26 protein-coding genes and 1 pseudogene are annotated in these 25,540 nt (G+C 41.8%); 23 read left to right on the top strand and 4 right to left on the bottom strand.

Annotated features, from left to right (window positions below):
* Nucleotides 1-24: 24 nt before the first annotated feature.
* From H538_RS0120720 to H538_RS0120700, 6 genes and pseudogenes are all read left to right on the top strand, one after another.
* Complete coding sequence (locus H538_RS0120720) at nucleotides 25-1,257, top strand: glycosyltransferase family 4 protein (protein ID WP_026679202.1); 1,233 nt, start codon at nucleotides 25-27, stop codon at nucleotides 1,255-1,257.
* A gap of 4 nt (nucleotides 1,258-1,261) precedes the next feature.
* Nucleotides 1,262-2,368, top strand: a pseudogene (locus H538_RS26530) (DegT/DnrJ/EryC1/StrS family aminotransferase); the annotation flags it as partial.
* Complete coding sequence (locus H538_RS26525) at nucleotides 2,351-3,238, top strand: N-acetyltransferase (RefSeq protein WP_322786427.1); 888 nt, start codon at nucleotides 2,351-2,353, stop codon at nucleotides 3,236-3,238. The pseudogene H538_RS26530 and the gene H538_RS26525, both read left to right, overlap by 18 nt.
* Nucleotides 3,239-3,478: 240 nt before the next feature.
* The gene (locus H538_RS0120710) at nucleotides 3,479-4,870 is read left to right on the top strand and encodes an O-antigen ligase family protein (protein WP_026679201.1); all 1,392 of its coding nucleotides are present in this window, start codon (nucleotides 3,479-3,481) and stop codon (nucleotides 4,868-4,870) included.
* Nucleotides 4,851-5,510, top strand: coding sequence for a YveK family protein (locus H538_RS0120705; RefSeq protein ID WP_026679200.1), 660 nt, complete (start codon nucleotides 4,851-4,853; stop codon nucleotides 5,508-5,510). The genes H538_RS0120710 and H538_RS0120705 overlap by 20 nt, the downstream gene beginning before the upstream one ends.
* A gap of 115 nt (nucleotides 5,511-5,625) precedes the next feature.
* Entirely contained in the window at nucleotides 5,626-6,711 is a 1,086-nt protein-coding gene (locus H538_RS0120700) for a glycosyltransferase family 4 protein (RefSeq protein ID WP_026679199.1), read from the top strand.
* A gap of 101 nt (nucleotides 6,712-6,812) precedes the next feature.
* Here the strand turns inward: H538_RS0120700 and H538_RS0120695 are convergent, their stop codons facing one another.
* Together H538_RS0120695 and H538_RS0120690 are read right to left on the bottom strand one after the other, a co-directional pair.
* Entirely contained in the window at nucleotides 6,813-7,868 is a 1,056-nt protein-coding gene (locus H538_RS0120695; protein WP_026679198.1) for an LCP family protein, read from the bottom strand.
* 333 nt (nucleotides 7,869-8,201) lie between these two features.
* Nucleotides 8,202-8,834, bottom strand: coding sequence for a YigZ family protein (locus H538_RS0120690; protein ID WP_026679197.1), 633 nt, complete (start codon nucleotides 8,832-8,834; stop codon nucleotides 8,202-8,204).
* Nucleotides 8,835-9,160: 326 nt separating this feature from the next.
* Between H538_RS0120690 and H538_RS0120685 the strand changes: the two genes are divergently transcribed.
* Both H538_RS0120685 and H538_RS0120680 read left to right on the top strand, forming a co-directional pair.
* The gene (locus tag H538_RS0120685) at nucleotides 9,161-10,315 is read left to right on the top strand and encodes a sensor histidine kinase (RefSeq protein WP_026679196.1); all 1,155 of its coding nucleotides are present in this window, start codon (nucleotides 9,161-9,163) and stop codon (nucleotides 10,313-10,315) included.
* A gap of 2 nt (nucleotides 10,316-10,317) precedes the next feature.
* A complete protein-coding gene (locus H538_RS0120680) occupies nucleotides 10,318-11,043 on the top strand; it encodes a response regulator (RefSeq protein ID WP_281172208.1) in 726 nt (241 codons plus the stop codon).
* 47 nt (nucleotides 11,044-11,090) lie between these two features.
* On the opposite strand, the gene H538_RS24675 is transcribed toward H538_RS0120680, so the two are convergent.
* Together H538_RS24675 and H538_RS0120670 are read right to left on the bottom strand one after the other, a co-directional pair.
* Nucleotides 11,091-12,356, bottom strand: a complete 1,266-nt coding sequence (locus H538_RS24675) for an ATP-binding protein (RefSeq protein WP_245595296.1) — start codon at nucleotides 12,354-12,356, stop codon at nucleotides 11,091-11,093.
* A 12-nt stretch (nucleotides 12,357-12,368) separates the two neighbouring features.
* Nucleotides 12,369-12,956: an MHYT domain-containing protein gene (locus H538_RS0120670; RefSeq protein ID WP_026679194.1), complete on the bottom strand. Its 588-nt coding sequence runs from the start codon at nucleotides 12,954-12,956 to the stop codon at nucleotides 12,369-12,371.
* A 331-nt stretch (nucleotides 12,957-13,287) separates the two neighbouring features.
* Here H538_RS0120670 and H538_RS0120665 point away from each other — a divergent pair, with 331 nt between their 5' ends.
* The 15 genes from H538_RS0120665 to H538_RS0120595 all read left to right on the top strand — a co-directional run bounded on the left by H538_RS0120665 (nucleotide 13,288) and on the right by H538_RS0120595 (nucleotide 25,484).
* Nucleotides 13,288-14,139 carry a DegV family protein gene (locus H538_RS0120665; protein ID WP_026679193.1) on the top strand — a complete coding sequence of 284 codons (852 nt, stop codon included), beginning with the start codon at nucleotides 13,288-13,290 and terminating at the stop codon, nucleotides 14,137-14,139.
* A gap of 149 nt (nucleotides 14,140-14,288) precedes the next feature.
* Nucleotides 14,289-15,791 carry an ATP-dependent helicase ComFA gene (locus H538_RS0120660; RefSeq protein ID WP_026679192.1) on the top strand — a complete coding sequence of 501 codons (1,503 nt, stop codon included), beginning with the start codon at nucleotides 14,289-14,291 and terminating at the stop codon, nucleotides 15,789-15,791.
* Nucleotides 15,788-16,498: a ComF family protein gene (locus H538_RS0120655; protein ID WP_245595290.1), complete on the top strand. Its 711-nt coding sequence runs from the start codon at nucleotides 15,788-15,790 to the stop codon at nucleotides 16,496-16,498. Before H538_RS0120660 ends, H538_RS0120655 begins: the two co-directional genes overlap by 4 nt.
* Nucleotides 16,499-16,817: 319 nt before the next feature.
* Nucleotides 16,818-17,222 carry a TIGR03826 family flagellar region protein gene (locus H538_RS0120650; protein WP_026679190.1) on the top strand — a complete coding sequence of 135 codons (405 nt, stop codon included), beginning with the start codon at nucleotides 16,818-16,820 and terminating at the stop codon, nucleotides 17,220-17,222.
* 128 nt (nucleotides 17,223-17,350) lie between these two features.
* A complete protein-coding gene (locus H538_RS0120645) occupies nucleotides 17,351-17,614 on the top strand; it encodes a flagellar biosynthesis anti-sigma factor FlgM (RefSeq protein ID WP_026679189.1) in 264 nt (87 codons plus the stop codon).
* A gap of 1 nt (nucleotide 17,615) precedes the next feature.
* On the top strand, nucleotides 17,616-18,083 hold the full coding sequence (locus H538_RS0120640) for a flagellar protein FlgN (RefSeq protein ID WP_026679188.1): 468 nt from the start codon (nucleotides 17,616-17,618) through the stop codon (nucleotides 18,081-18,083).
* 25 nt (nucleotides 18,084-18,108) lie between these two features.
* Complete coding sequence (flgK, locus tag H538_RS0120635; protein ID WP_026679187.1) at nucleotides 18,109-19,647, top strand: flagellar hook-associated protein FlgK; 1,539 nt, start codon at nucleotides 18,109-18,111, stop codon at nucleotides 19,645-19,647.
* Between the two features lie 10 nt (nucleotides 19,648-19,657).
* Complete coding sequence (gene flgL, locus H538_RS0120630; protein ID WP_026679186.1) at nucleotides 19,658-20,542, top strand: flagellar hook-associated protein FlgL; 885 nt, start codon at nucleotides 19,658-19,660, stop codon at nucleotides 20,540-20,542.
* 55 nt (nucleotides 20,543-20,597) lie between these two features.
* Nucleotides 20,598-21,155: a DUF6470 family protein gene (locus H538_RS0120625; RefSeq protein WP_026679185.1), complete on the top strand. Its 558-nt coding sequence runs from the start codon at nucleotides 20,598-20,600 to the stop codon at nucleotides 21,153-21,155.
* 21 nt (nucleotides 21,156-21,176) lie between these two features.
* On the top strand, nucleotides 21,177-21,620 hold the full coding sequence (gene fliW, locus H538_RS0120620; protein ID WP_026679184.1) for a flagellar assembly protein FliW: 444 nt from the start codon (nucleotides 21,177-21,179) through the stop codon (nucleotides 21,618-21,620).
* 2 nt (nucleotides 21,621-21,622) lie between these two features.
* The gene (gene csrA, locus H538_RS0120615) at nucleotides 21,623-21,844 is read left to right on the top strand and encodes a carbon storage regulator CsrA (RefSeq protein ID WP_026679183.1); all 222 of its coding nucleotides are present in this window, start codon (nucleotides 21,623-21,625) and stop codon (nucleotides 21,842-21,844) included.
* A gap of 140 nt (nucleotides 21,845-21,984) precedes the next feature.
* Nucleotides 21,985-23,409, top strand: coding sequence for a flagellin N-terminal helical domain-containing protein (locus H538_RS0120610; protein ID WP_026679182.1), 1,425 nt, complete (start codon nucleotides 21,985-21,987; stop codon nucleotides 23,407-23,409).
* Between the two features lie 468 nt (nucleotides 23,410-23,877).
* A complete protein-coding gene (locus H538_RS0120605) occupies nucleotides 23,878-24,555 on the top strand; it encodes a dual OB domain-containing protein (protein ID WP_026679181.1) in 678 nt (225 codons plus the stop codon).
* 38 nt (nucleotides 24,556-24,593) lie between these two features.
* On the top strand, nucleotides 24,594-25,028 hold the full coding sequence (locus H538_RS0120600; protein ID WP_026679180.1) for a DUF488 family protein, N3 subclade: 435 nt from the start codon (nucleotides 24,594-24,596) through the stop codon (nucleotides 25,026-25,028).
* Nucleotides 25,029-25,037: 9 nt separating this feature from the next.
* The gene (locus H538_RS0120595; RefSeq protein ID WP_026679179.1) at nucleotides 25,038-25,484 is read left to right on the top strand and encodes a DUF488 domain-containing protein; all 447 of its coding nucleotides are present in this window, start codon (nucleotides 25,038-25,040) and stop codon (nucleotides 25,482-25,484) included.
* The last annotated feature ends 56 nt before the right edge of the window (nucleotides 25,485-25,540 follow it).

Here is a 25,540-nt window from a genome sequence, read left to right as displayed (position 1 = left end):
GCAGCATTGGAGTGAATTAAGGCATTGAAAATATGGATCTTAAATCACGTCGCATTAAAACCAACAGATACAGGTATTACAAGACATTACGATCTGGCACACGAACTAGTAAAGAAAGGCCACCAAATCCGCATTTTTGCCAGCAGTTTTTTAGCCTATCAATTTAAATGGCGGAACGAAGAGAAGAAAAATTACAGCGAGAATGTGAACGGCGTTCAATTTGAGTGGATGTGGACGCTCCCTTATAAAGGGAATGGAATCAAGCGTGTCCTCAATATGATCAGCTATTTTTTCATGGCGCTTTATAGAGGAATGAAGGTGAAAGAGACGCCAGATGTCATCGTAGGCTCTTCCGTCCATTTATTTGCCTGTTTGGCCGCCTACTTTTTAAGCAAATGGAAAAAGGCAGTTTACGTTGTCGAAATTCGGGACCTTTGGCCGCGAACCCTCGTCGATTTAGGCTCTATGTCCAAAAGGCATCCCGCTGTCCTCATGTTTGGCGCAATTGAAAAATTTGTTTACAAACGGGCGGAACGGATCATCGTAACGCTTCCGGGCGCTATCGAATATATCAGCCAGTTTGGCGTCGACAAAAACATCATTCATTTCGTCCCGAACGGAATAAAATTGGAACGTATCCTTGAAAAACATCGCGAACCTTCTCTTCGTGAGGAGCTGGATGAAATTAAACGAAAGCATGGAAAAATCGCCATGTATGTCGGGGCGCACGGCATCGCTAACTCTCTCGAAACGGCCGTCAATAGCGCAAAATGGACGGACCCGGAAGAAGTCGCCTATGTTTTCATAGGGGACGGCCCTGATAAGCCCAATTTGATGAGACTAGCAGAAAACGTGCCAAATGTTTATTTTTTTGGCGGCATTCCGAAACATGAAGTAATGGCAACACTTAACCTCGCCGATGTACTGATAGTGTCAATGCTCAATACGCCGCTTTACAAATACGGCATTAGTTTAAATAAGCTGAACGACTATTTGCTGATCGGAAAGCCGATTTTATTTGCCGGAAATGTCGCGAACAACATAGTTGAAAACGCTGGCGCGGGGCTTACGGTCGTTCCAGAAGATGAGCGGGCCTTTGCCGAAGGATTGAAAAAATTGCTCCAACTATCGAACGATGAAAAATTGAAAATCGCATCTAACAGCTTTCGCTACGTAACGGATCATCATGATATGAAAAAGTTGGCTGAAAGGTTTCTGACGATTTGTTCTTTAAATGATCATTTGAAAGAGGGGTAAACCAATGAATGTACCTTTGCTCGATCTTACGGAACAATACAGAACGCTGAAGGAAGACATATTAGCCAAACTGGATGAAATCATGTCAGGATCACATTTCATTCTAGGCGAGCATGTAAGAAATCTTGAAGAAGAGATTGCAAAATTGTCCCAGGCACGTTATGGAATTGGCGTCGGAAATGGAAGCGACGCGATTCAGCTGGCGCTTCTTGCGTGCGGGATAAAAGAAGGAGATGAAGTGATCGTTCCTTCGTTCACATTTTTTGCAACGGCCGGCGCTGTGGCGAGAATTGGAGCGACGCCTGTCTTCGCCGATATTGACCCTCGTACATATACCATCGACCCGGAAAAAATAAAAGCGGCGATAACAGAAAAAACGAGAGCGATTATTCCTGTTCATTTGTACGGGCAGATGGCCGATATGGAAGCGATCAGTCAAATCGCTAAAAACAATCACATTGCCGTCATTGAAGACGCAGCACAGTCAATTGGCGCAAAGCAAAACGGAGAGCATGCCGGACAACGAAGCCTTGCCGCAACGTTTAGCTTTTTCCCATCAAAAAACCTCGGCGCCTATGGCGATGGCGGAATGGTCATCACAAACGATGAAAACATCGCTGAAAAACTCCGTATGTTACGCGTTCACGGAAGCAAGCCGAAATATTATCATCATGAGTTAGGCTGCAATAGCCGATTAGACGAGCTACAGGCCGGGATCTTGCACGTTAAACTTCCCTTTTTGCAACAATGGAATGAAGCCCGGCAAAAGCATGCGGCGATCTATACGAGCTTAATCGATGAAAAGATGAGGGAATTTGTCACTCCTCCTTTTGTTGCAGACGAAAATGACCACGTCTTTCACCAATATACTGTTCGTGTAAGCCGCCGGGCCGAACTGCAGCAATTTTTACAAGAAAACGGAATTGGCACGATGGTGTACTACCCTAAACCGCTCCATCTTCAGCCCGTTTTCAGCAGTTTAGGCTATAAAGAAGGGGATTTCCCTGAAACAGAAAAAGCGGCCGAGGAAGTGCTGTCACTCCCGATGTATCCGGAATTGCGCATCGAGCAGCAAGAATATGTCATCTCGAAAATGGTCGAATTTTATAAGAAGGAAAAAATGTTGACCGCAATTCCGATCACATCACGCTTTAAAATCCCAAAAAAGACGATCAAGCGCGGGCAATACGTCATCATCGAAAAAGGAGCCATAACAGGCAACCATTTGGAAATCGGGCATTATTCAAGCATCGGAAAACATGTCAGGTTAAAAGACAATGTCGTCATCGGCCAGCATGTAACGATCGGCGAACGGGTTGAGATTGGCCGCGATGTCAACATCGGCAATCATGTCGTCATTTATGATGGGACGGTGATCGGCGACGGATCTGTTATCCAGGACGGTGCAGTGATCGGAAAACAACCGGTGCGAGCCGCCAACTCAACATTGAAAAATGATAATAGCCTGCCGTCGACAGCTATCGGTGCTAGGGTTACCGTCGGCACGTCTTCGATCCTGTATGCAGGCGCCGCAATATCCGATGACGTGTATATTGCCGACCTTGCAACGATCCGTGAACGCGTGACAATTGGAGAAAAAACGATTGTCGGCCGCGGAGTTGCGGTTGAAAATGACTGCGTCATCGGTAAGAACTGCAAACTCGAAACAAATAGCTACATTACCGCTTACTCCAATCTTGGCGATGAAGTGTTCATCGCACCGGCTGTCGTCACAACCAACGACAACTTTATGGCGCGGTCAAATGAACGATTTAGCCACTTTCTCGGGGTGACGGTGAAAGACGGCGGAAGAATTGGCGCGAATAGTACAATTTTACCCGGCAAAGTGATCCAGGAAGAAGGAGCGGTCGCCGCAGGAAGCGTAGTGACGAAGGATGTCCTGTCATACGAAATTGTCGCGGGCGTTCCGGCGAAAAAATTAAAAGATGTGCCAGAAGAACAAAGGCTGGAACGTCAATAAAAAGATTTGCTAATTTTGATAAAAATCCGCGATTTTTTGGCCGATCGGCTCTCTTTACCGTAGAAATTTGAAATTTTATGTCCAAGATGCTTGGAATGTGAAGCTTATTTTCCAAAAAACGCATTTTATTTTCCGAAAGTAAGATTTTATTTTCCAAAAGTCAAAATTTATTTCATTAAAGTCACTTTTTATTTTCCAAAACGCACATTTTATTGTCCAAACGTAAAGGAGGGAAGATCTATGGCCTTTATCTCTGTAAAAATAGCGAGCGCCCTATTTGTCCTTTATTTTATCGCAGTTCTCTTTTTAGTCGTGTTCAAACCGTGGATCTTTCCTTTATCTTTTCCGGTCATCGTCCTTTATTTACTCATCATCAGCTCGTTTTTCGGAGCGGCCATTTTCAACGTCAAAATCGGCCCGGTCAGCTTATTTCCCTATCGGATGCTGTATATTGTGATGGTTTTCGTATTCGCTCTTTATTTTATAAAAGAAAAGACCTTTCTTGATTGGGAAAATAACAGAATAAAACCTGTTTTGTTATTTCATCTTTTCTGGCTTTTCTATGCGTGTGCCTCGCTCGCCTGGGTTCGTTCATTGAAAGTTGGGCTGCTCGACTTTATTTTCCTTGCCATTGGTGTATCGCTTATTTTTTTTGCCGTCTTTTTACTGAACGAACGAAAGCATTTTCTTCACATTTTTTACATTTGGATTCTCATGTTCACGTTTCTTATATTGATCGGCTTATGGAACCATTTCACCAGGCACCATTTGCCGATTTCAAGAATTAACGTTGCGCCATTGTACCAGCAGGGCATTCCCACTGCCGTTTTTGTCAATGAAAACGATTATGCCAGCTTTATCGCCGTCAGCTTCTTTTTCCTTCTGGCGTTCATTCATCGAATCCCTTCCTTTTTCCTAAAAGGGATCGGCTTCATCGTGCTTGTTTTATCTCTTTATGTGCTGCTCTTAACGTCATCGAGGGCCAATGATATCGCTATTGGCTTAGGCGTTCTGGTTTGGTTCCTCTTTTTAACGGACAGACTGGTAAAAAAAAGGCTCATTATTGCGGGAACAGGCGCGCTAATTCTGTTTCGGGAAAAAGCCCTGGAGTTTTTCTCCCGTTTTGAACAAGGCTTACACAGCTTAAACACAGCGGGAAATACATCTGTAGATATTCGTACGAATCTCATCAAAAATAGCCTCCTTTTCTTTGAAAAAAGCTTCGGATTTGGGATTGGATCAGGAAATGCGGAATTTTATTTAGCCCATTTTTCCCACTATCCGACAGGGGGGATTATAAATGTCCATAACTGGTGGGTGGAGATTCTTGTGAATTATGGAATGTTTGTGTTTGTCGGCTATTTGCTTATCTATATTTGGACAATCGTCCAGCTTTGCAAACTATTTCAGCGAACGTTACGATATGAAAAAATGGTGTGCGAAGGTTTAATCGGCGGGATGATCGCTTTTTCCTTCTCATGCATCAGCCCGAGCTCGCAAATTTCGCTCAATTATTTATGGCTTTTATTTGCCTTTTCCTTTGCGTTCATTCATTTTCAGCGGAAAAAAGATCTTTCAAACGAACTCATAAGATCAAATAGAGGAGTCAATCATGGACAAGCATTTGAGTGAGATGATGAAACGAACCCTTTCTCGATTAAAAAAATATATGCCGGTTTATATTCTGATCCCTGTTTTAACATGTGGCATCGCCTATTGGATGGCGCTTCAGTCGAAGCCTCTTTATGAAGCAAAAGCGAAAATTAGTCTCGCTAATTTCGAAGAATCGACACTCTCATCCCCTGAGAAAATGAAAGATTACATGATGAGTGAACCGTTTTTAGCGCGCGTAAAAAAACTCAAAGAACCGGCCGCTGCCATTCAGTCCCGGTTTCAAGCCGTACCAGAAGGGCTGAAAACCGTTAATTTAAGTTTAAAAGGAAGCGAAAATGCGGAAGATGAGCTAAGGGCAATCGTTGCCCAGGCGCTGAAAGAAAGCGATGAAGAGAAAAAGCGATGGACAACTTTAATCGATCAGAAAATAGATGCATTAAAAGCAGTGCGCGCAACAGATGAAGGGAAGGTCATGCAGCAGAAATTTCTTTTTGATCTCGAAGAAAAACGGTTAAAGGTCAAAGGAATAGAGGTCATTACTCCAGTCACAATGACAAACATCGATGACAATCCAAAACAACGCGCCATTCTTGGATTGCTTGTCGGTCTGATGATCAGCGGGAGTTTTTTATTGCTACCGGAAGTATTCAGGAGATGATTTCTCCACCTTTCGTGGAACAGCTGAATTCTCAAGTCCTGCAAACAAAGTTAAGTTGAATGACTTTGGTTAAATTGGGCAACTTAAGAGTGACATTGGTGAAGGAGAACGAACAATGGACACTCGATTATTGGTGGCGACAATAGCCTCATTTCTCACGGTCATTCTTGTAACGCCATTTATTATCCGAATCGCCCGTCTTCTTAACGCAACCGACAAACCGAACCATCGAAAAGTACACGATAAAGTAATGCCAAGATGGGGGGGGATCGGCATTTTTGCAGGCGTTCTTGTCGGTTACTTTTTGTCCGGCCTCTATCATATACAGTTAACGGGCATCATAATCGGTGCCGTCCTCATACTGATCATCGGCGTTCTCGATGATAAATATACGTTAAGCGCAAAAGCAAAGTTACTTGGCCAATTTTGTGCAGCGGTGATTGTTGCCAGTACCGGTTTAAACGTTGATCTTATAACGATTCCGCTTATCGGGCAATTTCAATTAGGCAGCCTTGATTTTATTGCAACTATTGTTTGGATTATTACGATTACAAACATCATTAACTTAATTGACGGGCTAGATGGGCTTGCGGCAGGTGTTTCCGTCATTATTACAAGCACAATCGCCTTTATTGCTGGTACGCACGGGCATATGCTGATCGTCGCCATGTCGGTTATTTTAATCGGCTCTACACTTGGATTTTTAGTATATAACTTTCACCCGGCGAAAATTTTCATGGGGGATGCCGGATCACTTTTTTTAGGTTACTCCATCTCGATTATTTCGCTCCTTGGACTTTATAAAAGCGTCACATTATTTAGCTTTGTTGTACCGATCATCATCCTCGGGGTTCCGGTATTTGATACGCTCTATGCAATCGTAAGGAGAATCGCGAATCGTAAGCCGATCGCAGCACCTGATAAAGGCCATTTGCATCATCGTTTATTAAAAATGGGGTTTTCTCATCAAGCAACGGTGCTCATGATTTATGCATTAAGCATTATTTTCAGTGCGGCGGCAGTGTTGTTTCAGGCCACATCATTATGGGGCTCCATCACGATCGTTATCGCTCTCATTTTAATGGTAGAAATTATTGCGGAATTCATCGGCTTAGTAAGCCACCGCTACAAGCCGATTCTGAACTTATATGAAAAAATCATCACAACGATTACATACGGACTTGAAAAGAATAAGCATTAGAAAACCTGGCTTTCCGCCAGGTCTTTATGTGAGCACGCACAGTGCCAGCGCTTCTTTTTAAACATAAAATAAACCTCCTGAAGCGATCAGGAGGCTCGTCTTTATTGCTGTGCCTGATCAGTTGTTGTCTGATTTTCAGGATGATTATCCGTCATTTGTGTGTCGTTTCGTTCTAAAATTTTATTGATTTTGCGCGTATACTCATGGATCTCATCCATATTCGGCTGGTAATAATAGATGCCATTGATCATCGCATCTTTCCCTTTTTTCAGCGTCCAGCGCTCAAAATCATTATTTTGGATCGTTTTGTAGAAATTGCGGATGGCAAACATCTCTCTTAAGCTAATGTTTGTTTTCACATTGTCGCCGACCGTTTCCAAAAGATCGTTCGCTTTTGTGAGTGATGTGATGGACAAAGCTTTATCGGCAAGCGCTTTAATGACTTGCTGCTGGCGTTCCTGACGGCCGAAATCTCCTTTAGGATCCTTTTTCCGCATTTGCGCGAAGGTCAATGCCTCTTTTCCGTTCAGATGCATTTCCCCTTTTTTGAATGTAAGCGTGCCCCCGCCAATTTCCTTCATTGCATGCTGCTGGAAGTCGAATGGCACGTTTACATCAATTCCGCCTAAATCATCGACCGCTTTTTTGAAGCCAAGGAAATTCGTTGTAATGTAATAATCGATCGGAACATCCAGCAAGTGTTCAACCGCATCGATCGTTGCTTCTTCTTTATGTCCTTTTTTTCCGAACGCATAGGCATGGGTGATTTTATCTTCTCGCTGGACGATCGGCAAGAACGCTCTCGTATCCCTTGGAATGCTAAGAATAGCCGTTTCTTTCGTTTTCGGGTTAATCGTAAGCAGCATGATCGAATCGGAATGGCCCGGAGAACCGGGATAATCTTCGACACCGAGAAGAAGAATGGTAACAGGATTCTCTCCTAATGTTACTTTCTCCTCGCGCAAGCTTGATTTATCACGCGATAATCCTTGATATGTTTTTTCAGCAGTTGATTTTACCTTCCAGCCTAAAAATCCGGCATAACCCGCTCCGCCTATTACACCAATGAAAACAACAACAAGCACATATTTAAAAAAACGGCGCAGGGGGCTCTTTTTTTTCTTGTGTTTTTCTAGCCTCGTTTGCGGCTGACTCATTAACATCTCCTCAATTCAACTTAAAAATGGCGGAATTTTCTAACAATCGTTCCAAAAATATTGCACGTAACTCAAATATTTTATCTTCTTTTTCACCATTAGACAATAAGTCTATCCATTCGACATACACACTTTTCGTAAAATTGTTTTCATTGTTGGGGGATTGTCAAGAACCTGTCACATCTTGTTTAAATGTTGTTTAAAAAGTCCGGGAAACATTACCTGCGAATTTCTTCGTTGCCTCGCCACTCCGGTTCTTACGTAGGAACTACTACGTTTCAATCCTCGTGGACTTCGGCGCCTTGAACTTCCTGGTTCTGTTTGTCCTCCTTTTTAAACTAGAGATTCAAGATATTCCTGTTCACCTAAATCAACTTCCGCCTGGGCATTTGTTAAGTCCGTTACCCACTCTTTGAAATGGTCGACTTCATCAATAGGGACATACGATTCAAATTCGACGTGTTCAAGATAATGAATGTCCTTAATTGGATAATGGGAAGAGCGGAACTCGTTTTCTACTTTTCCGAGAAGGGGGTATTCAATTTTCGTATGCACGACTTGCATAAGCTTGCGTTCGACCACTCCAACCGCATTTAATGCCTCGCTTACAGATTTGCCGTAGGCGCGAATTAATCCGCCGGCACCAAGTTTAATGCCGCCGAAATAACGGGTGACAACAACGACGACGTCTTTTAACTTTCGCTTTTTCAGCACTTCAAGCATGGGAACCCCTGCCGTCCCGCTCGGCTCCCCGTCATCATTCGCTTTTTGGATTTGATCCTGCTCGCCGATTAAATAAGCGGAACAGTTATGGGTCGCATTATAATGTTTTTTCTTGATCGATTGGATAAATTGAATGGCTTCTTCTTCCGTTTCGGCTCTTGCGATGTGCGCAATAAATCGAGATTTGTCGATAATCAGTTCGTGTTCACCAGTCGTTTTTATAGTAAAATAGTTTGATAACATCGGAAAACTCCTCTTAATTCCTTCTTAATAAAAACTTAAAACATTTTGCATGTAACCGTGCTAAGCTAATTATAAGAGAACAAAATTACTTTAGCAATTTTGTTCAAAAACACAGACATAATATTCCTCAAATTAACGAATGTTCTATAGATGGATAAATTCGCCTGAAGGGATAGGGAGAATAGTGTATATCTAATAGTAAATAAATGATAAAATCATAGTATAAAAGTTATCGGTCCGTTTACTAATGAAACATTCCTCCTGTAACTTTCTCCTTATAAAATTTACAATTTTTATGTTTCAACGGTTAAAATGGAGGGTATTACATGTCAATAAAAACACAAATTGACCCTAAAGTGCTTGACGGTATTCTTTTGAAAACGATTGAAACCGTCAAAGAAAGCAAAACGCAAATTTTTGAAATTAGCGAACATTCCCGAAATGAGTTTATCCACTTATCAAAAGAACTTGAGGATGTTAAGAGAAAGGTCATTGAAACGATTGAAAAAGCTGATAAATTAGAAGCGCTATCGAAACATTCACGTTCCAAATTAGCCGAAGTGAGCAAACATTTTCAAAGATATGGGGAACAGGACATTCGCGAAGCTTATGAAACGGCAAACGCCATTCAAATTGAAATGTCCGTCATCAGGCAGACGGAGAAACAGTTGCGTGAAAAACGCGATGATCTGGAGCGAAGATTGATCGCATTAAAAGAAACCGTTGCCAAGGCGGAGGCGCTTGTTGGACAAATTTCGGTTGTATTAAATTATTTAAGCGGAGACTTGATTAAAATTAGCGAAATCGTTCAGGATGCCCAACAAAAACAAGAGTTTGGCCTGCAAATTATTGAAGCGCAGGAAGAGGAACGAAAGCGCGTCTCCCGTGAAATCCATGACGGGCCTGCTCAACTAATGGCAAACGTCCTCATTCGTTCAGAATTAATCGAAAGAATTTACCATGAAAAAGGAAAAGAGGCAGGCTTTGAAGAAATAAAAGGGTTAAGGGAAATGGTTCGGGCTGCCTTGAAGGAAGTCAGGCGAATCATTTACGACCTGCGTCCGATGGCCCTTGATGACCTCGGGCTTGTTCCGACATTGCGGAAGTATTTAAGGAACACAGCGGAAAACACTGGTTTAGACATTGAATTACAGTCATTAGGAAAAGAAAGGCGAATGCCGAATAAAATGGAAATTGCCTTGTTTCGCCTGGCGCAAGAAGCTGTTCAAAATGCATGTAAACATGCCGAAGCTTCAAAAATTCAGGTGAAAATTGAATTTGGGCCAAAGGCGATTTCTTTATATGTCAGGGATGACGGCAAAGGATTCGATACTTCCCAATCAAGGAAAACAAACTCTTTCGGGCTGATCGGCATGAGAGAGAGAGTGGACCTTTTAGGAGGAACATTAAAAATTAATTCACGCGTAAATTTTGGTACTGGCGTTTTTATTCAAATACCAGTAAGTGATAGGGAGGGTTAACCTTGGCAGAAATAAATACATTAGAAAACAATGCCCCTGCTCAGGAAAAAACGACCATTGCAATTATTGATGACCATCGTTTATTTCGCGAAGGGGTCAAGCGGATTTTAGACATGGAGGAAGAATTTTCTGTCGTTGCAGAAGGAGATGATGGAATCGAGGCTGAAGAGATCGTGGAACAGCACCATCCGGATGTTGTATTAATGGATATTAATATGCCAAAAGTAAATGGGGTTGAAGCTACAAGACGCCTTGTCGAAAAAAATCCGGACACGAAAGTCATTATTCTTTCCATTCATGATGACGAAACATATGTATCTCATGCCGTTCAAACAGGAGCTTCTGGATACCTTTTAAAAGAGATGGATGCCGACTCGCTCATTGAAGCAGTAAAAGTAGTAGCCGATGGCGGCGCTTACTTACATCCAAGAGTTACATACAATCTATTAAATGAATATCGCAGGATGACAACCGAACAGAAGGAAGAGCATATCGACCTTGAAGAAGTAGAATACCGCAAGCCGCTCCATCTTCTCACACGGCGTGAATGCGAAGTGCTTCAATTGCTGGCAGATGGAAAGAGCAACCGGAGCATCGGCGATCAATTGTACATTAGCGAAAAGACAGTCAAAAACCATGTAAGCAACATTTTGCAAAAAATGAGCGTCACCGACCGTACGCAGGCCGTTATTGAGGCGATTAAAAACGGCTGGGTGAAGATGCGCTAGATAAAACCAAAGCCTGGCTCTTGCCGCGGGAGCCAGGTTTTGTAGCATCAGAAACTTGAACGTTTTTTATATTGGATAATCGTAGCGTTTCTTCGTTTGGCATCCCGGACAATGCCGTGATTTTCCTGCCGCGTGGACATAGCGACAGGCAATGTGATTGTAACGGCAGTTCCTTTATTTTCTTCACTGGCAATTTTTATTTTGCCATTATGATTTTCAATGATTTTGTAGCTGACCATTAACCCTAGCCCCGTTCCTTCAGGTTTGGTTGTAAAAAAAGGCTGACCGAGCTGTGAAATGTTTTCTTTTGGAATGCCTACTCCTTCATCGATCACATGAATCGTTACGTTTCTATCTTTTTCTTGATCCACAATTAATTGAATCGTGCCTCCATCTTTCATCGCTTCAATGGCATTTTTAATCACATTCATGAAAACTTGCTTGACTTGATTTTCTTCACAAACAACGGAAATAGTTTCATTTGGACAGCGGAAATCGATTTCAATGTTTTTTAAAACCGCCTGTGTATCCAGGATCGCCTTTACACTCTTAAGAATAGAGATAATATCTTTTGGCTGCATAATGGTCATATGTGGTTTTGCAAGCACCATAAATTCACTGACAATAAAATTAATGCGCTCAATCTCATCGAGCATAATTTTTAAAAACTTCTCATTTTCCGGTTCGGAACTTCTGGCAAAAAACATTTGTGTAAAACCTTTTAACGTAGTAAGCGGGTTACGAATTTCGTGTGCAACGCCCGCCGCCAATTCACCGACTACCGCAAGTTTTTCCGATTGGCGAACAAGTTCTTCCGCCTTTTTAATATCGGTAATATCTTTTACGATTCCGATCACGCCTATGGTTTCTCCATTTACGACATGAGGCACACTTGTCGCTTCCAGATCGATCAATTCCCCGGCAAAATTCGTTACCGTAACGGTCTGTTTGCTTGTTTCTCCATTCAATACTTTTTTAAATGCTTCTTTCGTTTTTGAACGATTCTCGGGATCTTTAATAAACAAGGTATAATCAGTATTTTTAAATTGTTCAAAAGGCCGGCTGCACAATTGTTCAAAGGCACGATTGCATTTTACAATTCTTCTCTTCCGGTCAAGGATAAATACACCGTCTGGGTTTAAATCAATAAACGATTGATATCGATTTTCGCTCTCTTGTAAATTCAGGCTTTTCATTCGAAGCTGTTTATCACTAATGTATCCAAGCGTAAATAACAATACGACAAACAACGACGCAATCGTTACAACTAACGTTAAAAGCAGGGAAATATTTTCGACGGCCGGATCAAGCACTGTCAAATAAGGCTACATCTCATCTATAGAAAGTGAAATTTCTCCTACATAATGCATGCAAACAATGCCGATTGTAAAAAATAACCCATTCGTGCCAAGCTTTGCAATAGAACGCTCACGGTTTAAGGACTGTTGCTTTAAAGCGACCCATAAAAAGAAGAAGCCAATGATGATCGAAGCGAAGAAATCAATTGGATGATGTCGTATAGGATTCGGGCTGAAGATTGACATATCCATGGAATGAATGGCCAGGTTACTTATGGTTATAAAGCAGGCTGCTAGTAGAAGATAAATAGGAGAAGATAGAGAGGATGCAAAGAAGGTAAACGCTACATAGCTGCAAGCTGTAACCAAAAGTATAGAAAGCATCAGCATTGGAAAAATGTAACCCGCCCGCTGCATGGATTGCTCGAATGCTACAATAGAAATGAATTGAAACGACAAGAGCCCAATGGCCATTGTAAGGGCCGCATTTATTTTCCATTTCTTGCGGCACTCTTGTTTCTCTTTACTTCTTGATGCAAAATCGAGCGCAACACAAGAATAAATATACGAGATAAAGATGGACAATGCTACAATGAACTGATTATGTTCCATCATTGAAAAAACCTCCGCATTGATTACTAATCATTTATAAAAACTAGGACTTTTTAACTATTTCGCCTTTCCCGTCACATACTCCTGCTTTTTGTCGAAATTTTATAAATGAAACCCAAATTTGCAGGGAAATGACAATATTAAGTAGAATCATGATGTAAGAAAAGCCGATTTCGTGTAAACTATGGATGATTAAAAGAAAGTGTTCAAAAAGGAAGACAAATAGGAGCTAGCTGACTCAGAAAATCGAACGTTTATAAAGTTCGACTAAAGATATCACGTCCTGTGAACCTCCGGACTTTTTGAACATCCTTTAAAAGGAAAGGAATTGAAAATGACCAAAACAGCGATTATAACAGACAGTACTTCCTATATTCCGGAATCCATTCGCAAACAACTAAATATTTTTATGATTCCGCTGACCGTTACGATTGGTGAAGAAACATATAAAGAAGAAGTCGAGTTAACGAAAGATGAATTTTATAAAAAGATTGGAAAAGAAGGAGCGCTGCCAAAATCTTCACAGCCGCCAATTGGGGAACTCGTTCAATTGCTTGAGGAACTAGCGAAAGACTATGATGAAGCGGTCATGATTACACTATCGAGCGGCATAAGCGGAACGTATCAAAGCGCTGTCAGTGCAACCAATATGGTCGATACGATTAAACTGCATGTGTTTGATTCGGAAATCAGCTGCGCCCCGCAAGGATTTTACGTATTAAAAGCAGCAGAGATGGCGAAGAACGGAGCGACTGCCGAAGCGATAATGGACGAACTTCAGGCAATGAAAGAACGGGGAGTGTACGGCTACTTCGTTGTAGAAGATTTAAACCATCTTCATCGCGGCGGACGGTTAAACGCGGCTCAACTACTCGTAGGGAACTTGTTGCAAATTAAGCCGGTTCTCGTATTTAAAGATAAAAAAATCGTCCCATTCGAAAAGATCCGGACGAAGAAAAAAGCGATCAAGCGAATTTTGGACATTGTCGGCAGCACCGTTACGCACGAAGACGAGTTTACAATCAGCATCGTTCAGGCGGAACGGGAAAACGAGGCACGCGAAATCGCTGAGGGCATTCAAGAAAAATACCCGAAGGCACAGCTGTCCATCGATTATTTCGGCCCGGTCATCGCCACACACGTTGGCGAAGGAACGATCGGAATTTGCTGGTATAAACACCACTAATAAAGCCCGGGCAAATGCTATCTGTCGTTTGTCCGGGTGCTTAAACAACCACGGCATTTAACCTCACATTATTAATCTTCAATGAAACCATTATAGCAATCAATCGGATGATTCTAACGTTTATTAAACTTTCATTGGAGTGATGAATCTTGAGATTTGTTTCCTATTTGGATAAAGGCAAAGTGATGGTTGCCCCCGAAGGCCTTGTTTCTATTGAAAAAGCAAAAAGCCCACCGGTTTCCTTTCATTTGCTTCCTCCATTTCAACCCGAACCTTATAATGAAAGCTTTAAACCGAACCCGGACTTACAACAACACCTCTTTGGAAAACTCCTCCTGTTTGATGAAATTCCCTTTTCACTCGAAGACATTCACACACATTTCCTAAACGGCTGTGTAACATATGAAAAAGGCATTATTGAAAACAATGGACGCTATTCATGCAGACGGTGCGGAAATTGCGAAAAGCATTTGTTTGCTTCTTTTGCCTGTTTTCGCTGCAAGGAAGAACAATGTGTCTATTGCCGGAAATGCATCATGATGGGGCGGATCAGCCAGTGCACCCCGCTTGTCAGATGGATTGGCCCATCTTATTCAGGTGGACAAAAGAAAAGCCTGCTCAATTGGAACGGGGAATTGTCCAGTGCGCAAAGGGAAGCTTCGCGGCAACTTGCAGACAGAATTGGGAAAAGAGGCGAGTTTTTAATCTGGGCAGTATGTGGCGCGGGTAAAACGGAAGTGCTATTTGAAGCTGTTGAAAAAAGCCTCTGTATGGGGCAGAGGGTTTGTATCGCCACACCGAGAACGGACGTCGTTTTGGAATTATTGCCAAGGCTAAAGGCCGTATTCCCGCAAACGAAAGTCATCGGGTTATATGGCGGAAGCGAAGAACGAAAGGAATTTGGACAGCTTGTCATTTCAACAACACACCAGCTGCTCCGCTATGAACAGGCGTTTGATTTTGTCGTCGTAGATGAAGTCGATGCGTTTCCTTTCTCCTTTGACAAATCGCTTCAGTTTGCTGTTCAAAAAGCGAAAAAAGAAGAGGCGACACTTGCTTATTTAACGGCAACACCTTCTACTCAGATGAAAAAACGGATGCAAAAAGGCGAACTGGCCTTTATTAAAATTCCGCGCCGATATCACGGTTTTCCATTGCCTGTCCCGAAAATGAAATGGTGCGGCAATTGGCAACGGAAATTAAATCATAAAAAATTGCCAGAGCCAATAGAAAGTTGGGTGAAACAACAATTAGAAAAAAGGCGGCAAGGGTTTCTATTTGTCCCAACGATTCCAATTTTGCAAACCATCACGGAACATTTACAAACGTTCGATCCGCAGATTGAAGGGGTACATGCGGAAGATCCGGAGCGAAAAGAGAAAGTTGAACGTTTCCGAAAAGGAGTCATTCCGATCATTGTAACAACAACGATTCTTGAACGAGGGGTGACGGTTCCGTTTACCGATATCGCCGTTTTAGGCGCTGAAGATGACGTGTTTACCGAAAGTGCCCTCGTGCAAATATCAGGTCGTGCCGGAAGAAGCAAAGATGACCCGAACGGTGAAGTTATTTTCTATCATTACGGGAAAACGAATGCGATGATTCAGGCGATCCGGCATATTGAATCGATGAATAAGGAAGGGTTTTTGTGAAACATTGTTTGTATTGTGATCAATTGTATATTGACGAAGTAAGCTGGAGATTTTTCCTCGGCTTAAACGAAGAGACGACACTTTGTTCAATTTGCCGGGGTTCATTACAAGAAATTCATGGAGAAATATGTCACTGTTGTGGACGACCTTTGTCGTTATTTCCTGAGAAATATCGACAGGACCAACTTTGTTACGATTGTGTACGTTGGGAAAAAGAAAAGAATTGGCAAGGACTGCTTACGAAAAACCGCTCCCTTTATATTTATAATGATCATTTAAAAGAAATGATTGCCCGGATTAAATATAGAGGCGATGCAAAATTGATCGAAGCTTTCCAACTCCCCTTAAAAAAACTTTTCAAAAAACATTTCAAGGACTACACTGTCGTCCCTATTCCTTTAAGTGAAAAACGCCATTATGAACGCGGTTTTAATCAGGCGGAACTTCTGGCAAGACTTTTAGATGTTCCAGTAATGAACGCTCTTGTACGAACCATTCATGAAGAAAAACAAAGCAAGAAATCCCGTGCCGAACGGATCGCCATTAAACACCCGATCTTTCGTATGGTCGAACAACAATCCGTACATTCGAAAAACATTTTATTAATCGATGACGTATATACGACGGGCTCCACCTTGCGTCAGGCTGCCCTCGCATTAAAAAAAGCAGGCGCAACAACGATATGTTCGATTACACTGGCGCGCTAAACTTTTTTTGAAAGTTTCCGATAATTAAAGTAAGTGTGGCGGAACAAAGTATTGTTCCACATTAATAACCTTTAACGTTTTTCAAATGGGTGAAAGTATAAGAAAAACAAAGGCGCACGCTTGAAAATTGGCGGCAATCCAGTTTTTCTTATGAAATGAAAAGTGAGATATATGATTGGCATTTGACCAATGTATATCTTCTTTCCATTTTAAAAAAGGGGGGAGAGCCAACAGTGGTTAGCCACACACCCGTTGGCTCATTGGATCAAAACTATTCATTTTTATATAGAAAAAGGCACTAAAGGAGCGTCTTTCAAAAATGGGAGAATTGAAAAACTGTCCGGAATGCGGGAACTTATTTGTCCAGGTATTAAGAGATGTTTGCGATAATTGTTTTAAAAAAGAAGAAGAAATGTTTGACAAAGTGTACCGTTTTATAAGAAAAAGCGAAAATCGCAAGGCCACACTTTACCAGGTCCATCAAGCAACGGAAGTCCCGGAAGATAAAATTACGAAATTTATTCGCCAGGGCCGGATTCGCGTTGTCGGATTTCCAAATCTTTTTTACGAATGTGAAACATGTGGTTCACCGATTCAGGAAGGACGGCTTTGTTTCAACTGCAAAAAAGAGATCACGAAAGGCCTTGAATGGATGAAAACGGAAGAAGAGAGAAAAAGGGAAGAACAACTAGGACAATCGTACCATATCGATAGGCGCCGATAGACCTATTTTTCATTCAGCAACTAAAGATAGCAGAAACAAAACCGATACTATGTATGAGAACCGCAGTATCGGTTATTTGTTTTAAAAGCCCGGGCAACGCTGGAAGTTGTTCGAAAGAGGTGATCGTTTTGAAAATCAACCATTATAATACAGTGAATCTTAATCCGTATAGAAAGCAAATGAATCAATCCTTGAAACAGAAAGAGGATGTAACAATGCAAACCGATAAGCTTCATATTTCGAAAGAAGCAAAAGAACTCCAATCTTCCTATCTCTATGAAACCAAACGGAAAGAACGGGTTCAACAGATTAAAGAGCAAGTGCAATCCGGAACTTACGTGGCGGACATTCATGAAACGGCACAGAAGTTTTATAAGTTTTGGGTGAATTAAAATGACAGTCATGACATTACCGATTGAATCGATCCTTGATCGTTTGCTCACATTACATCAACAACTAAATAAGCTAGCCGTTCAAAAGACTGATAGTTTGAAAAAAGGGAACATGAAGCGATTAGAAATGTTGATGGCCGAAGAAGGGACACTTGTCAAAAATCTCCGTCAGTTGGAACAAGAACGTATAACCGTTTTTGGCAATAAAACGATTAGCCTTCTATTGGAAGAGCTACAAGAAGACGAGAGAGAACGAATCTCTCAACTTCAAGAAAAAGTAAAAGCGGAATATTTTCTTTTAAAAGAGAGAAATGAACTGAACCAGCAATTAATTGAGCAGTCGCTTCAATTTGTCCATCTATCCATCGACTTGCTTTTGCCGGAGCCAGAACCGGTAACATACGGAAAGCCGCAAAAGAAAGGCTATGAGGCAGCAGTCGGACAATCTTTTTTTGACTCAAAAGCTTAAAGCAATAAATGAGGGGGTAACGACGATGATTTCAACATTTAGCGGGTTGGAAACGGCCAGACGCGGCATGATGAGCCAACAATCCGCACTATCCACGACCGGACATAATATTGCCAATGCCAACACGCCGGGATTTTCCCGGCAGCGCGTCAATTTCCAGGCAACGTCCTCATATCCCGGTGTCGGCATGAATCGTCCGGCCATTCCGGGACAAGTCGGCACTGGAGTTGAAGCCGGCTCAATCCAGCGCGTCCGTGATTATTTCCTGGATCAGCAATACCGCGGAGAAGCGAATAAGCAAGGGTACTGGGAAGCAAAAAACGATGCGCTTGCCCGAATGGAAGATATTATGAACGAGCCAAGTGATGACGGGCTTTCGAAAACGCTAAATCAATTCTGGCAGAGTCTTCAAGATCTCTCGGCGAACCCACAGGACAGCGGGGCACGCTCGGTCGTCCGCGAACGGGGAGAGGCAGTTGCCGATACTTTTCGCTACATTAGCAACTCTTTAACAAATATCCAGCAAGATCTCGGCGACCAAATCGGGGTGACGGTGAAGGACATTAATTCCATCCTTGACCAGATCAGCTCGATCAACCGGCAAATTAGCGAGATCGAGCCGAACGGCTACTTGCCGAACGATTTATATGATGAACGGGACAACCTCGTTGACCAGCTATCTTCATTATTGAATGTAAAAGTGGAAAAAAACACAAGTGGCGGAAACGCCTTGCCGATCGCGGAAGGCACGTACAATATTTTTATTCTGGACAGCCAGGGAAACAAAACGAATTTAGTCCAGGGAAATACAGTGAACCGCCTCTCGGTTCAGCCGAGTGACAGCAACGGAAACCCGACTGGCCCGATTGCGGAAATCGATTGTAACGGCCAGAAGCTTGACATCGACTTTACGAAACTAGCGGACAACGATACGTTTCAAGGGAAATTAAGAGGTTTAATTGAATCGTATGGCTATACCGATGGCACGGCGGTAAAAGGGCATTATCCTGACATGCTGAAACAGCTTGATTCAATGGCAAAAGCCTTTATTGAAAAATTTAATGACGTTCACCGCCAGGGATACGGATTGTCAAAAACGAGCCCGAACACGAATACAGGAAACGACTTTTTTTCGGGCACAACTGCAAAAGACATTCAAGTGGTCATTGATAAAGATCACCTTGATCATATTGCGGCAGCTCTGCCGGATGCTTCCGGCAACGTATTTTCTGGAGATGCGAGCAATGCCAAAAAATTGGCGGATGTCAAAAATAATACACTTATAATTGATGGAAATACGACAACGATTCAGAGCTATTACGAAAGTGCGATCGGGAGAATGGCCGTTGATGCGCAAAAAGCGAATCGCCTCGTGAAAAATTCAGAAGTGCTCGCCCAATCCGTTGATCATAAGAGGCAATCTGTCAGCGGTGTATCGCTTGATGAAGAAATGACAAACTTAATTCAATTCCAGCATGCCTACAATGCATCGGCCAGAATGATCACGACGGTCGATCAAATCCTGGATAAAATCATTAACGGCATGGGCGTCGTCGGAAGGTAGGTGGAAAGCGATGCGTGTAACACAAAGCATGTTAACAGGGAATATGCTGCGCAATTTAAGCAACAGCTATGAACGGCTAGGAACGTATCAAGACCAGCTGGCAACGAATAAAAAAATTACGCGGCCGTCCCAGGACCCGGTCGTGGCGATGAAAGGGATGTCATACCGGACCAATCTGACGGAAATTGAGCAATACAAACGCAACTTTTCCGAGGCGTACAATTGGCTGGAAAGTTCGGACGATGCGCTCGATAAAGCGACAAGCACGCTTCAGCGGATTCGCGAGTTGACCGTTCAAGGCAGCAACGGAACATACGAAGAAAATCAAAAGAGTGCCATCGCCACTGAAATCGGTCAATTGAAGGATCAGCTCATTTCCATCGCCAATACACAGGTGGCGGGCAAATATATTTTTAACGGAAACGATACGAACAACCCTCCGGTTACAGTTGATGCATCCGGCAAAATAACGGCTTCTACAAATCAAAATGAAGTGAAAATTGAGCTGTCAAAAGGAATTGAAATCGGGGTCAATATTAATCCAACCCACGTCTTTTCTGATGGGCTGTTTAAAGACCTCGACAATTTGATCAATGATTTGAATAGCACAAGTCCATCGAAGCCGATTGGCGACTATTTGAAAGATATCGATAACCGGATCAATGCCGTGCTCAATGAACGGGCTGACCTCGGGGCACGGACGAACCGCATTGAATTAATGGAAGACCGGATTGACGGCCAGGTTGTCATCGTAAATCGCATTCTCTCTGACAATGAAGATGCCGATATGGAAAAGGTCATCATGGACTTAACCACCCAGGAATCTGTCCTCCGCGCTGCACTCGGAGCCGGCTCCCGCGTCATCCAACCGTCATTGCTTGACTTCTTGCGATAAAAGGAAAGAGCTATCCTCCAGTGATAGCTCTTTCCCGTATGAGGAGGGAAGTAGCTTGCATATACCACAGCTGCGTATGGAATCAACGAAAGCGCAAGTACAATTAACCATTACGAAACCGATTCAAGAGATGGAACAGCCGCCGGCCGAACTTTCGATCGAACAGCCGAAAGCGGAATTGAAAATTGACCGGACGCCGGGGAAGCTAACGATTGATCAAACAAAGGCATGGGAAGATATGGACTTAAAGCATATTTTCCGGCGGATTGAGGAATTTGCGCAGAACGGCCATCGAGATTGGCTGGAAGGGATTGCCAGACGGGCCCGTCAAGGCGACGAGCTGATGCGAATTGAAAACGGCGGCAACCCGATTAAAGCACAGGCGAAAGAAAATAGCGAAAAGCCGGTGCACGAATTCAATATCGGTTTTATTCCTTCTCCGTTCAGTGTAAAAACGAATTACGAACCGGGCAGACTGGATATTGAATGGGAAACCTATCAAAAACCGGTGATTAACGTACAAGTCCATCAACCGAAGCATAACTATACGCCGGGCACTGTTCACGTGGAAATGAAACAATGGCCTTCATTGAAGATTGAAGTGTCCGGCTAAAAAATGTAAAGTGGTGAAACGATGAAACTGCAAACAAAATTTCAAGAGGAAATAGAGATGCATGAAAACGACGTCGTAACATTTGAAAACGGCATTCCCGGATTTGAAGACGAAAAAAAATTTATCGTCCTGCCATTGGAAGATTCGCCATTTTCCATCCTCCAATCGGTAACGACAAAAGAATTGGCTTTTGTCATGGCAGACCCGTTTTCTTTTTTTAAAGACTACGAATTCACGTTGCCGGACAGCGTCATCGAACAGCTTGACATCCATAGCGAGGAAGACCTGTTTATCCAGGTGATCATTACATTAGGGGAGACCTTGCATCAATCAACGGCGAACTTGCAAGCGCCTGTCATTATGAATAAAAGAAACAATAAAGGGAAGCAAGTCGTATTAAATGACGCGAACTATACAACCAGGCACCCGATCAAGATGGCTGCCCCTGCCGGACAGGAGGGGTAACGATGCTTGTCCTAACTCGAAAGCTAAAAGAAGCGATCCAAATCGGCGACGACATTGAAATCACGATCCTCGGAGTCGAAGGGGAACAAGTCAAGCTCGGCATCAACGCCCCAAAACATATCGAGATTCACCGGAAAGAGATTTACCTTGCGATTCAAGAAGAAAACAATAAAGCCGCCAATCCATCAGCAGCATTAATCAACCAGCTAAAAACTTTAAAATAATAGTAAAGAATAACGAAAAAAAGACGATAAAAAGAATGTACAAACAAAAAAGATGCTTGACGGCCGCAATCGTCTTTTTTGTTTGAAATCTTTCCAACCACAAGGACGTGGGCGGACAACCATTCAAGGAGGAAAAGAACATGAGAATTAACCACAACATCGCAGCACTTAACACGTATCGTCAGCTGAACAGTGCAACAAACGCGCAAACAAAATCAATGGAGAAATTAGCTTCAGGCCTTCGAATTAACCGTGCCGGGGATGACGCAGCTGGTCTAGCTATCTCTGAAAAAATGCGTGGACAAATTCGTGGGTTAGATCAAGCTAATCGAAATGCCCAAGATGGTATTTCCTTAATTCAAACTGCCGAAGGAGCATTAAATGAGACTCATAGTATTCTTCAACGGATGAGAGAATTGGCTGTCCAATCTTCTAATGATACTGCAACTGATGCAGACCGTTCAGAAATTCAAAAAGAGGTTTCTCAACTAAAATCTGAGATTGATCGTATCCGTGATACTACTGAGTTTAACACAAAAAAATTATTAAACGGAAGTGTGGGTATCAATACTTCGTTAGATGCAACAAATGCAGCTAAAATTCAAGGAGTTACCGTTAATAATGATACATTAATAGATGATCAATATAAAATTTCTACAGTAGCAGCAAACGATATTACAACCACTACCAGTCTTGAAAACTCATCAATTGCAGGTTTTACTGCTGCAGCTAGTAACTTTGATTTAACTGATACTAAAACGGATAATCTTGATTTTGGAACATATACTCTGGAATCTAAAATGAACACTGCAACTAATTTTGATTTAGCTTTGAAGGATGCTAACGGTAAAGTTGTTGCATCAGTTAACGGAGTGGACTGGCAAAACCAGGATATAAAATTAACTGGTGCTGGTGGTGTTTCACTTACATTAAAGCAAAATTCTACAGCCGGTTCTGGTGAAGCGACTTTTTCGATAGAAGCAAAATTTGCTAATAATAACACGACAATTAAAGCAAACAATGGATTAGGTGCAACCCTTTGGACGAGTGCAGGAAATGAAACAACAAAAAATGGGGAAATTAATACTGGTGATTTTACAATTAAACTAAATATCGAAAGCGTTCAAGCATCTTCTGCTGGTGGAGTAAATAGTAGTATTACTGTTAACAACAATGCAATGAATTTCCAAATTGGTGCTAATGAGGGACAAACAACGAAATTAGCTATCTCTGATATGAGTACAACTAAACTTGGAGTTAATAATGTAGATGTTTCAACACTATCAGGTGCTCAAGCTGCTATTACTAGTATTGATAGTGCAATTCAAAAAGTTTCTTCTGAACGTTCCAAATTAGGTGCAAATCAAAATCGTTTAGAACATACTATCAATAACCTAGGTACATCGGCTGAAAACTTAACAGCTGCAGAGTCACGTGTTCGTGATGTAGATATGGCTAAAGAGATGATGGAACAAACGAAGAATTCAATTCTCTCTCAAGCAGCACAAGCAATGTTAGCTCAATCGAATCAAGTACCGAACGGAGTTTTACAACTTCTGCGGTAACTGAAAGAAGGGCGTCTTATCTGGTAACAGGTAAGAGGATCACCGGGTGAATTGCTGGAACTTCCTAAAGCTTCATCAACCACAACGTAACTGGAAACGGTCAGCGTGAAGGTGTAAAAATAATGAAGATGGAACAATGGATAATCAGCAGCCAAGCTCCTGTGAGGAAACTCTGGAGAAGGTTCAACGACTAGAGAAAACGGTCTAAGGCAAAAGCTATGGCTATGAATCTCGTAGGGCAGTAAACAAATGCTGCTCGAAGTGCCCGGCCCCATTAAATAGTGGGTGAAGATATAGTCTATTCTGAAGCTGAAAAGCTCAGTGGCAAAGCAAGCCAACCAACAACCACAGGGAGTTCTTCAACTTCTTCGTTAATTTTAAATTGTTTGAAAGGGACTCTAGTTTTGCTAGGGTTCCTTTTTTAAAGGTGGAAATGATTGAATTTTTAAAATCGGGGGAATTAGTAAAATGGGAAATTCACTTTCAATTACGATTCTAGCTGTTACGAAAACTTTCGATAGCTATTGTATAGCTGGTATGGATGATAAGGGGAATTGGTATCGTCCATTACCAAACTTTGGTGGGAAATTTTGGCCGCAATTGCGTTATCAAGATGGATCATGGATCCAAGTTGGAGACGTATGGGAAATTAATGATTATATCTCGGAATTTGATCCAATTTCTCCTGCGCATACTGAAGACATACGTTTAATAACTCCACCTATTCAAATTAAAAGATTATCGAATAAAGAGTTAATTCAATTTGCCTATCAGAATCAAGAAAATAATTCAAAATTGCAGAATACATTAGACGCAAATGGTCGTTCTTTATGTTTAGTTTCTGCAAATAATTTTGAAGGATTTAGTCACACATTCAATAATCGTATTCGTCCACGGGTAAAGTTTGTGGCTAATGGAGTAGCTTACGATAATATGACATCTACTCCTGGTTTTCCATTAACCGATTTAAAATGGAGAGCGTATATATTACAAAATCGCGACTATCCGAAGGATTTGAATTCTGCATTTATTTGTATAGGGTTAGCACGTAAAGAACCATCAAAGAACATTATAAAAGAGTATCCAATGGTCATAAGCATCATTACAGATCCGGAAGTACCGTTGTTGCCATCCTATCCAAATTAATGATACGATAAAGCAAACTTATTAAGGGAGAGTAATCGATGGCTAACCTTGTTCCAACAGGTAGATTATATACTTCAAATCCGTCGGGATTAAAATATTTAAAAGAACAAGCTGAGCTATGGCAAATTATGCGCGCGGGTCCTGAACTTCCCAGTGCTATTCGTGTGAAGGAATTATCGCCTTCTGATCAACTTTTTAAAAGATATATTAAAGAGTGGAGAGGTAAACCGCCTATAAAATGGTGGACATTGTATGAGGAACAATTCATGAAAGAGATGAAAACTGAGGAGAAATTGCAAGGACTACGTGCAGTTTATAAGGGATTACTTCTTGGTCGCACCATTGTTTTGATTTGTTTTTGTGAAGATCATCGAGTATGTCATAGAAGATTAGTTGGTGAATTTTTTAAACAATATGGGGTAGAGGCTGTTGAGTTAAATCCTGTTAACTCAGATCAGTTAACGCTCTTTTAGGAGGATAGTATGCCCAACATTATTTGTACAATTGGCTTCTCAAAAAAATCTCTTAGGACATTTGTTCGTTTATTAAAGGATGCCGGTATTACAAAACTTGTTGATACAAGGCTAAACAATACTTCACAGTTGGCAGGGTTCGCAAAGAAAAATGATCTGGAATTTATATTGGAACTTGTTGGTATCAAATATGTACACGAACCTTCTATGGCACCGACCGAGAAGATTTTGAAAGATTATAAAAAGAAAGTAATAACTTGGTCAGAGTATGAAAAAGCCTATTTAAGCCTTCTAAAAGAAAGAAATATACTTAATTTTGCAGTTGAACAAATTTCAGGAGATGTGGTTTGTTATTTATGTAGTGAACATAAGCCTGATTATTGTCACCGTAGGTTACTAGCCGAATACATCCAGGAAAACCATCCCCTAAAGATAGTGGTTCAACACTTGTTTTAAATATAATAATTAACCGGATATTTTACCACCTGCGTTTTCAGTGGGTGGTCTTGATA

Origin of the sequence: Fictibacillus gelatini DSM 15865 (assembly GCF_000430745.1) — a bacterium.
In the GTDB taxonomy this organism is placed as follows: Bacteria; Bacillota; Bacilli; order Bacillales; family Fictibacillaceae; genus Fictibacillus_A; species Fictibacillus_A gelatini.
This window is presented reverse-complemented; position numbering and strand designations above follow the sequence as displayed.

What these genes read in the sequence shown, in the direction of transcription:
- H538_RS26525 (WP_322786427.1), top strand. Translation starts at nt 2,351, where the DNA reads ATGGTCGAATTTTATAAGAAGGAAAAAATGTTGACCGCAATTCCGATC.
- H538_RS0120710 (WP_026679201.1), top strand. Translation starts at nt 3,479, where the DNA reads ATGGCCTTTATCTCTGTAAAAATAGCGAGCGCCCTATTTGTCCTTTAT.
- H538_RS0120705 (WP_026679200.1), top strand. Translation starts at nt 4,851, where the DNA reads ATGGACAAGCATTTGAGTGAGATGATGAAACGAACCCTTTCTCGATTA.
- H538_RS0120700 (WP_026679199.1), top strand. Translation starts at nt 5,626, where the DNA reads ATGGACACTCGATTATTGGTGGCGACAATAGCCTCATTTCTCACGGTC.
- H538_RS0120695 (WP_026679198.1), bottom strand. Translation starts at nt 7,868, where the DNA reads ATGAGTCAGCCGCAAACGAGGCTAGAAAAACACAAGAAAAAAAAGAGC.
- H538_RS0120690 (WP_026679197.1), bottom strand. Translation starts at nt 8,834, where the DNA reads ATGTTATCAAACTATTTTACTATAAAAACGACTGGTGAACACGAACTG.
- H538_RS0120685 (WP_026679196.1), top strand. Translation starts at nt 9,161, where the DNA reads ATGTCAATAAAAACACAAATTGACCCTAAAGTGCTTGACGGTATTCTT.
- H538_RS0120670 (WP_026679194.1), bottom strand. Translation starts at nt 12,956, where the DNA reads ATGATGGAACATAATCAGTTCATTGTAGCATTGTCCATCTTTATCTCG.
- H538_RS0120665 (WP_026679193.1), top strand. Translation starts at nt 13,288, where the DNA reads ATGACCAAAACAGCGATTATAACAGACAGTACTTCCTATATTCCGGAA.
- H538_RS0120650 (WP_026679190.1), top strand. Translation starts at nt 16,818, where the DNA reads ATGGGAGAATTGAAAAACTGTCCGGAATGCGGGAACTTATTTGTCCAG.
- H538_RS0120640 (WP_026679188.1), top strand. Translation starts at nt 17,616, where the DNA reads ATGACAGTCATGACATTACCGATTGAATCGATCCTTGATCGTTTGCTC.
- flgK (WP_026679187.1), top strand. Translation starts at nt 18,109, where the DNA reads ATGATTTCAACATTTAGCGGGTTGGAAACGGCCAGACGCGGCATGATG.
- flgL (WP_026679186.1), top strand. Translation starts at nt 19,658, where the DNA reads ATGCGTGTAACACAAAGCATGTTAACAGGGAATATGCTGCGCAATTTA.
- fliW (WP_026679184.1), top strand. Translation starts at nt 21,177, where the DNA reads ATGAAACTGCAAACAAAATTTCAAGAGGAAATAGAGATGCATGAAAAC.
- csrA (WP_026679183.1), top strand. Translation starts at nt 21,623, where the DNA reads ATGCTTGTCCTAACTCGAAAGCTAAAAGAAGCGATCCAAATCGGCGAC.
- H538_RS0120610 (WP_026679182.1), top strand. Translation starts at nt 21,985, where the DNA reads ATGAGAATTAACCACAACATCGCAGCACTTAACACGTATCGTCAGCTG.
- H538_RS0120605 (WP_026679181.1), top strand. Translation starts at nt 23,878, where the DNA reads ATGGGAAATTCACTTTCAATTACGATTCTAGCTGTTACGAAAACTTTC.
- H538_RS0120600 (WP_026679180.1), top strand. Translation starts at nt 24,594, where the DNA reads ATGGCTAACCTTGTTCCAACAGGTAGATTATATACTTCAAATCCGTCG.
- H538_RS0120595 (WP_026679179.1), top strand. Translation starts at nt 25,038, where the DNA reads ATGCCCAACATTATTTGTACAATTGGCTTCTCAAAAAAATCTCTTAGG.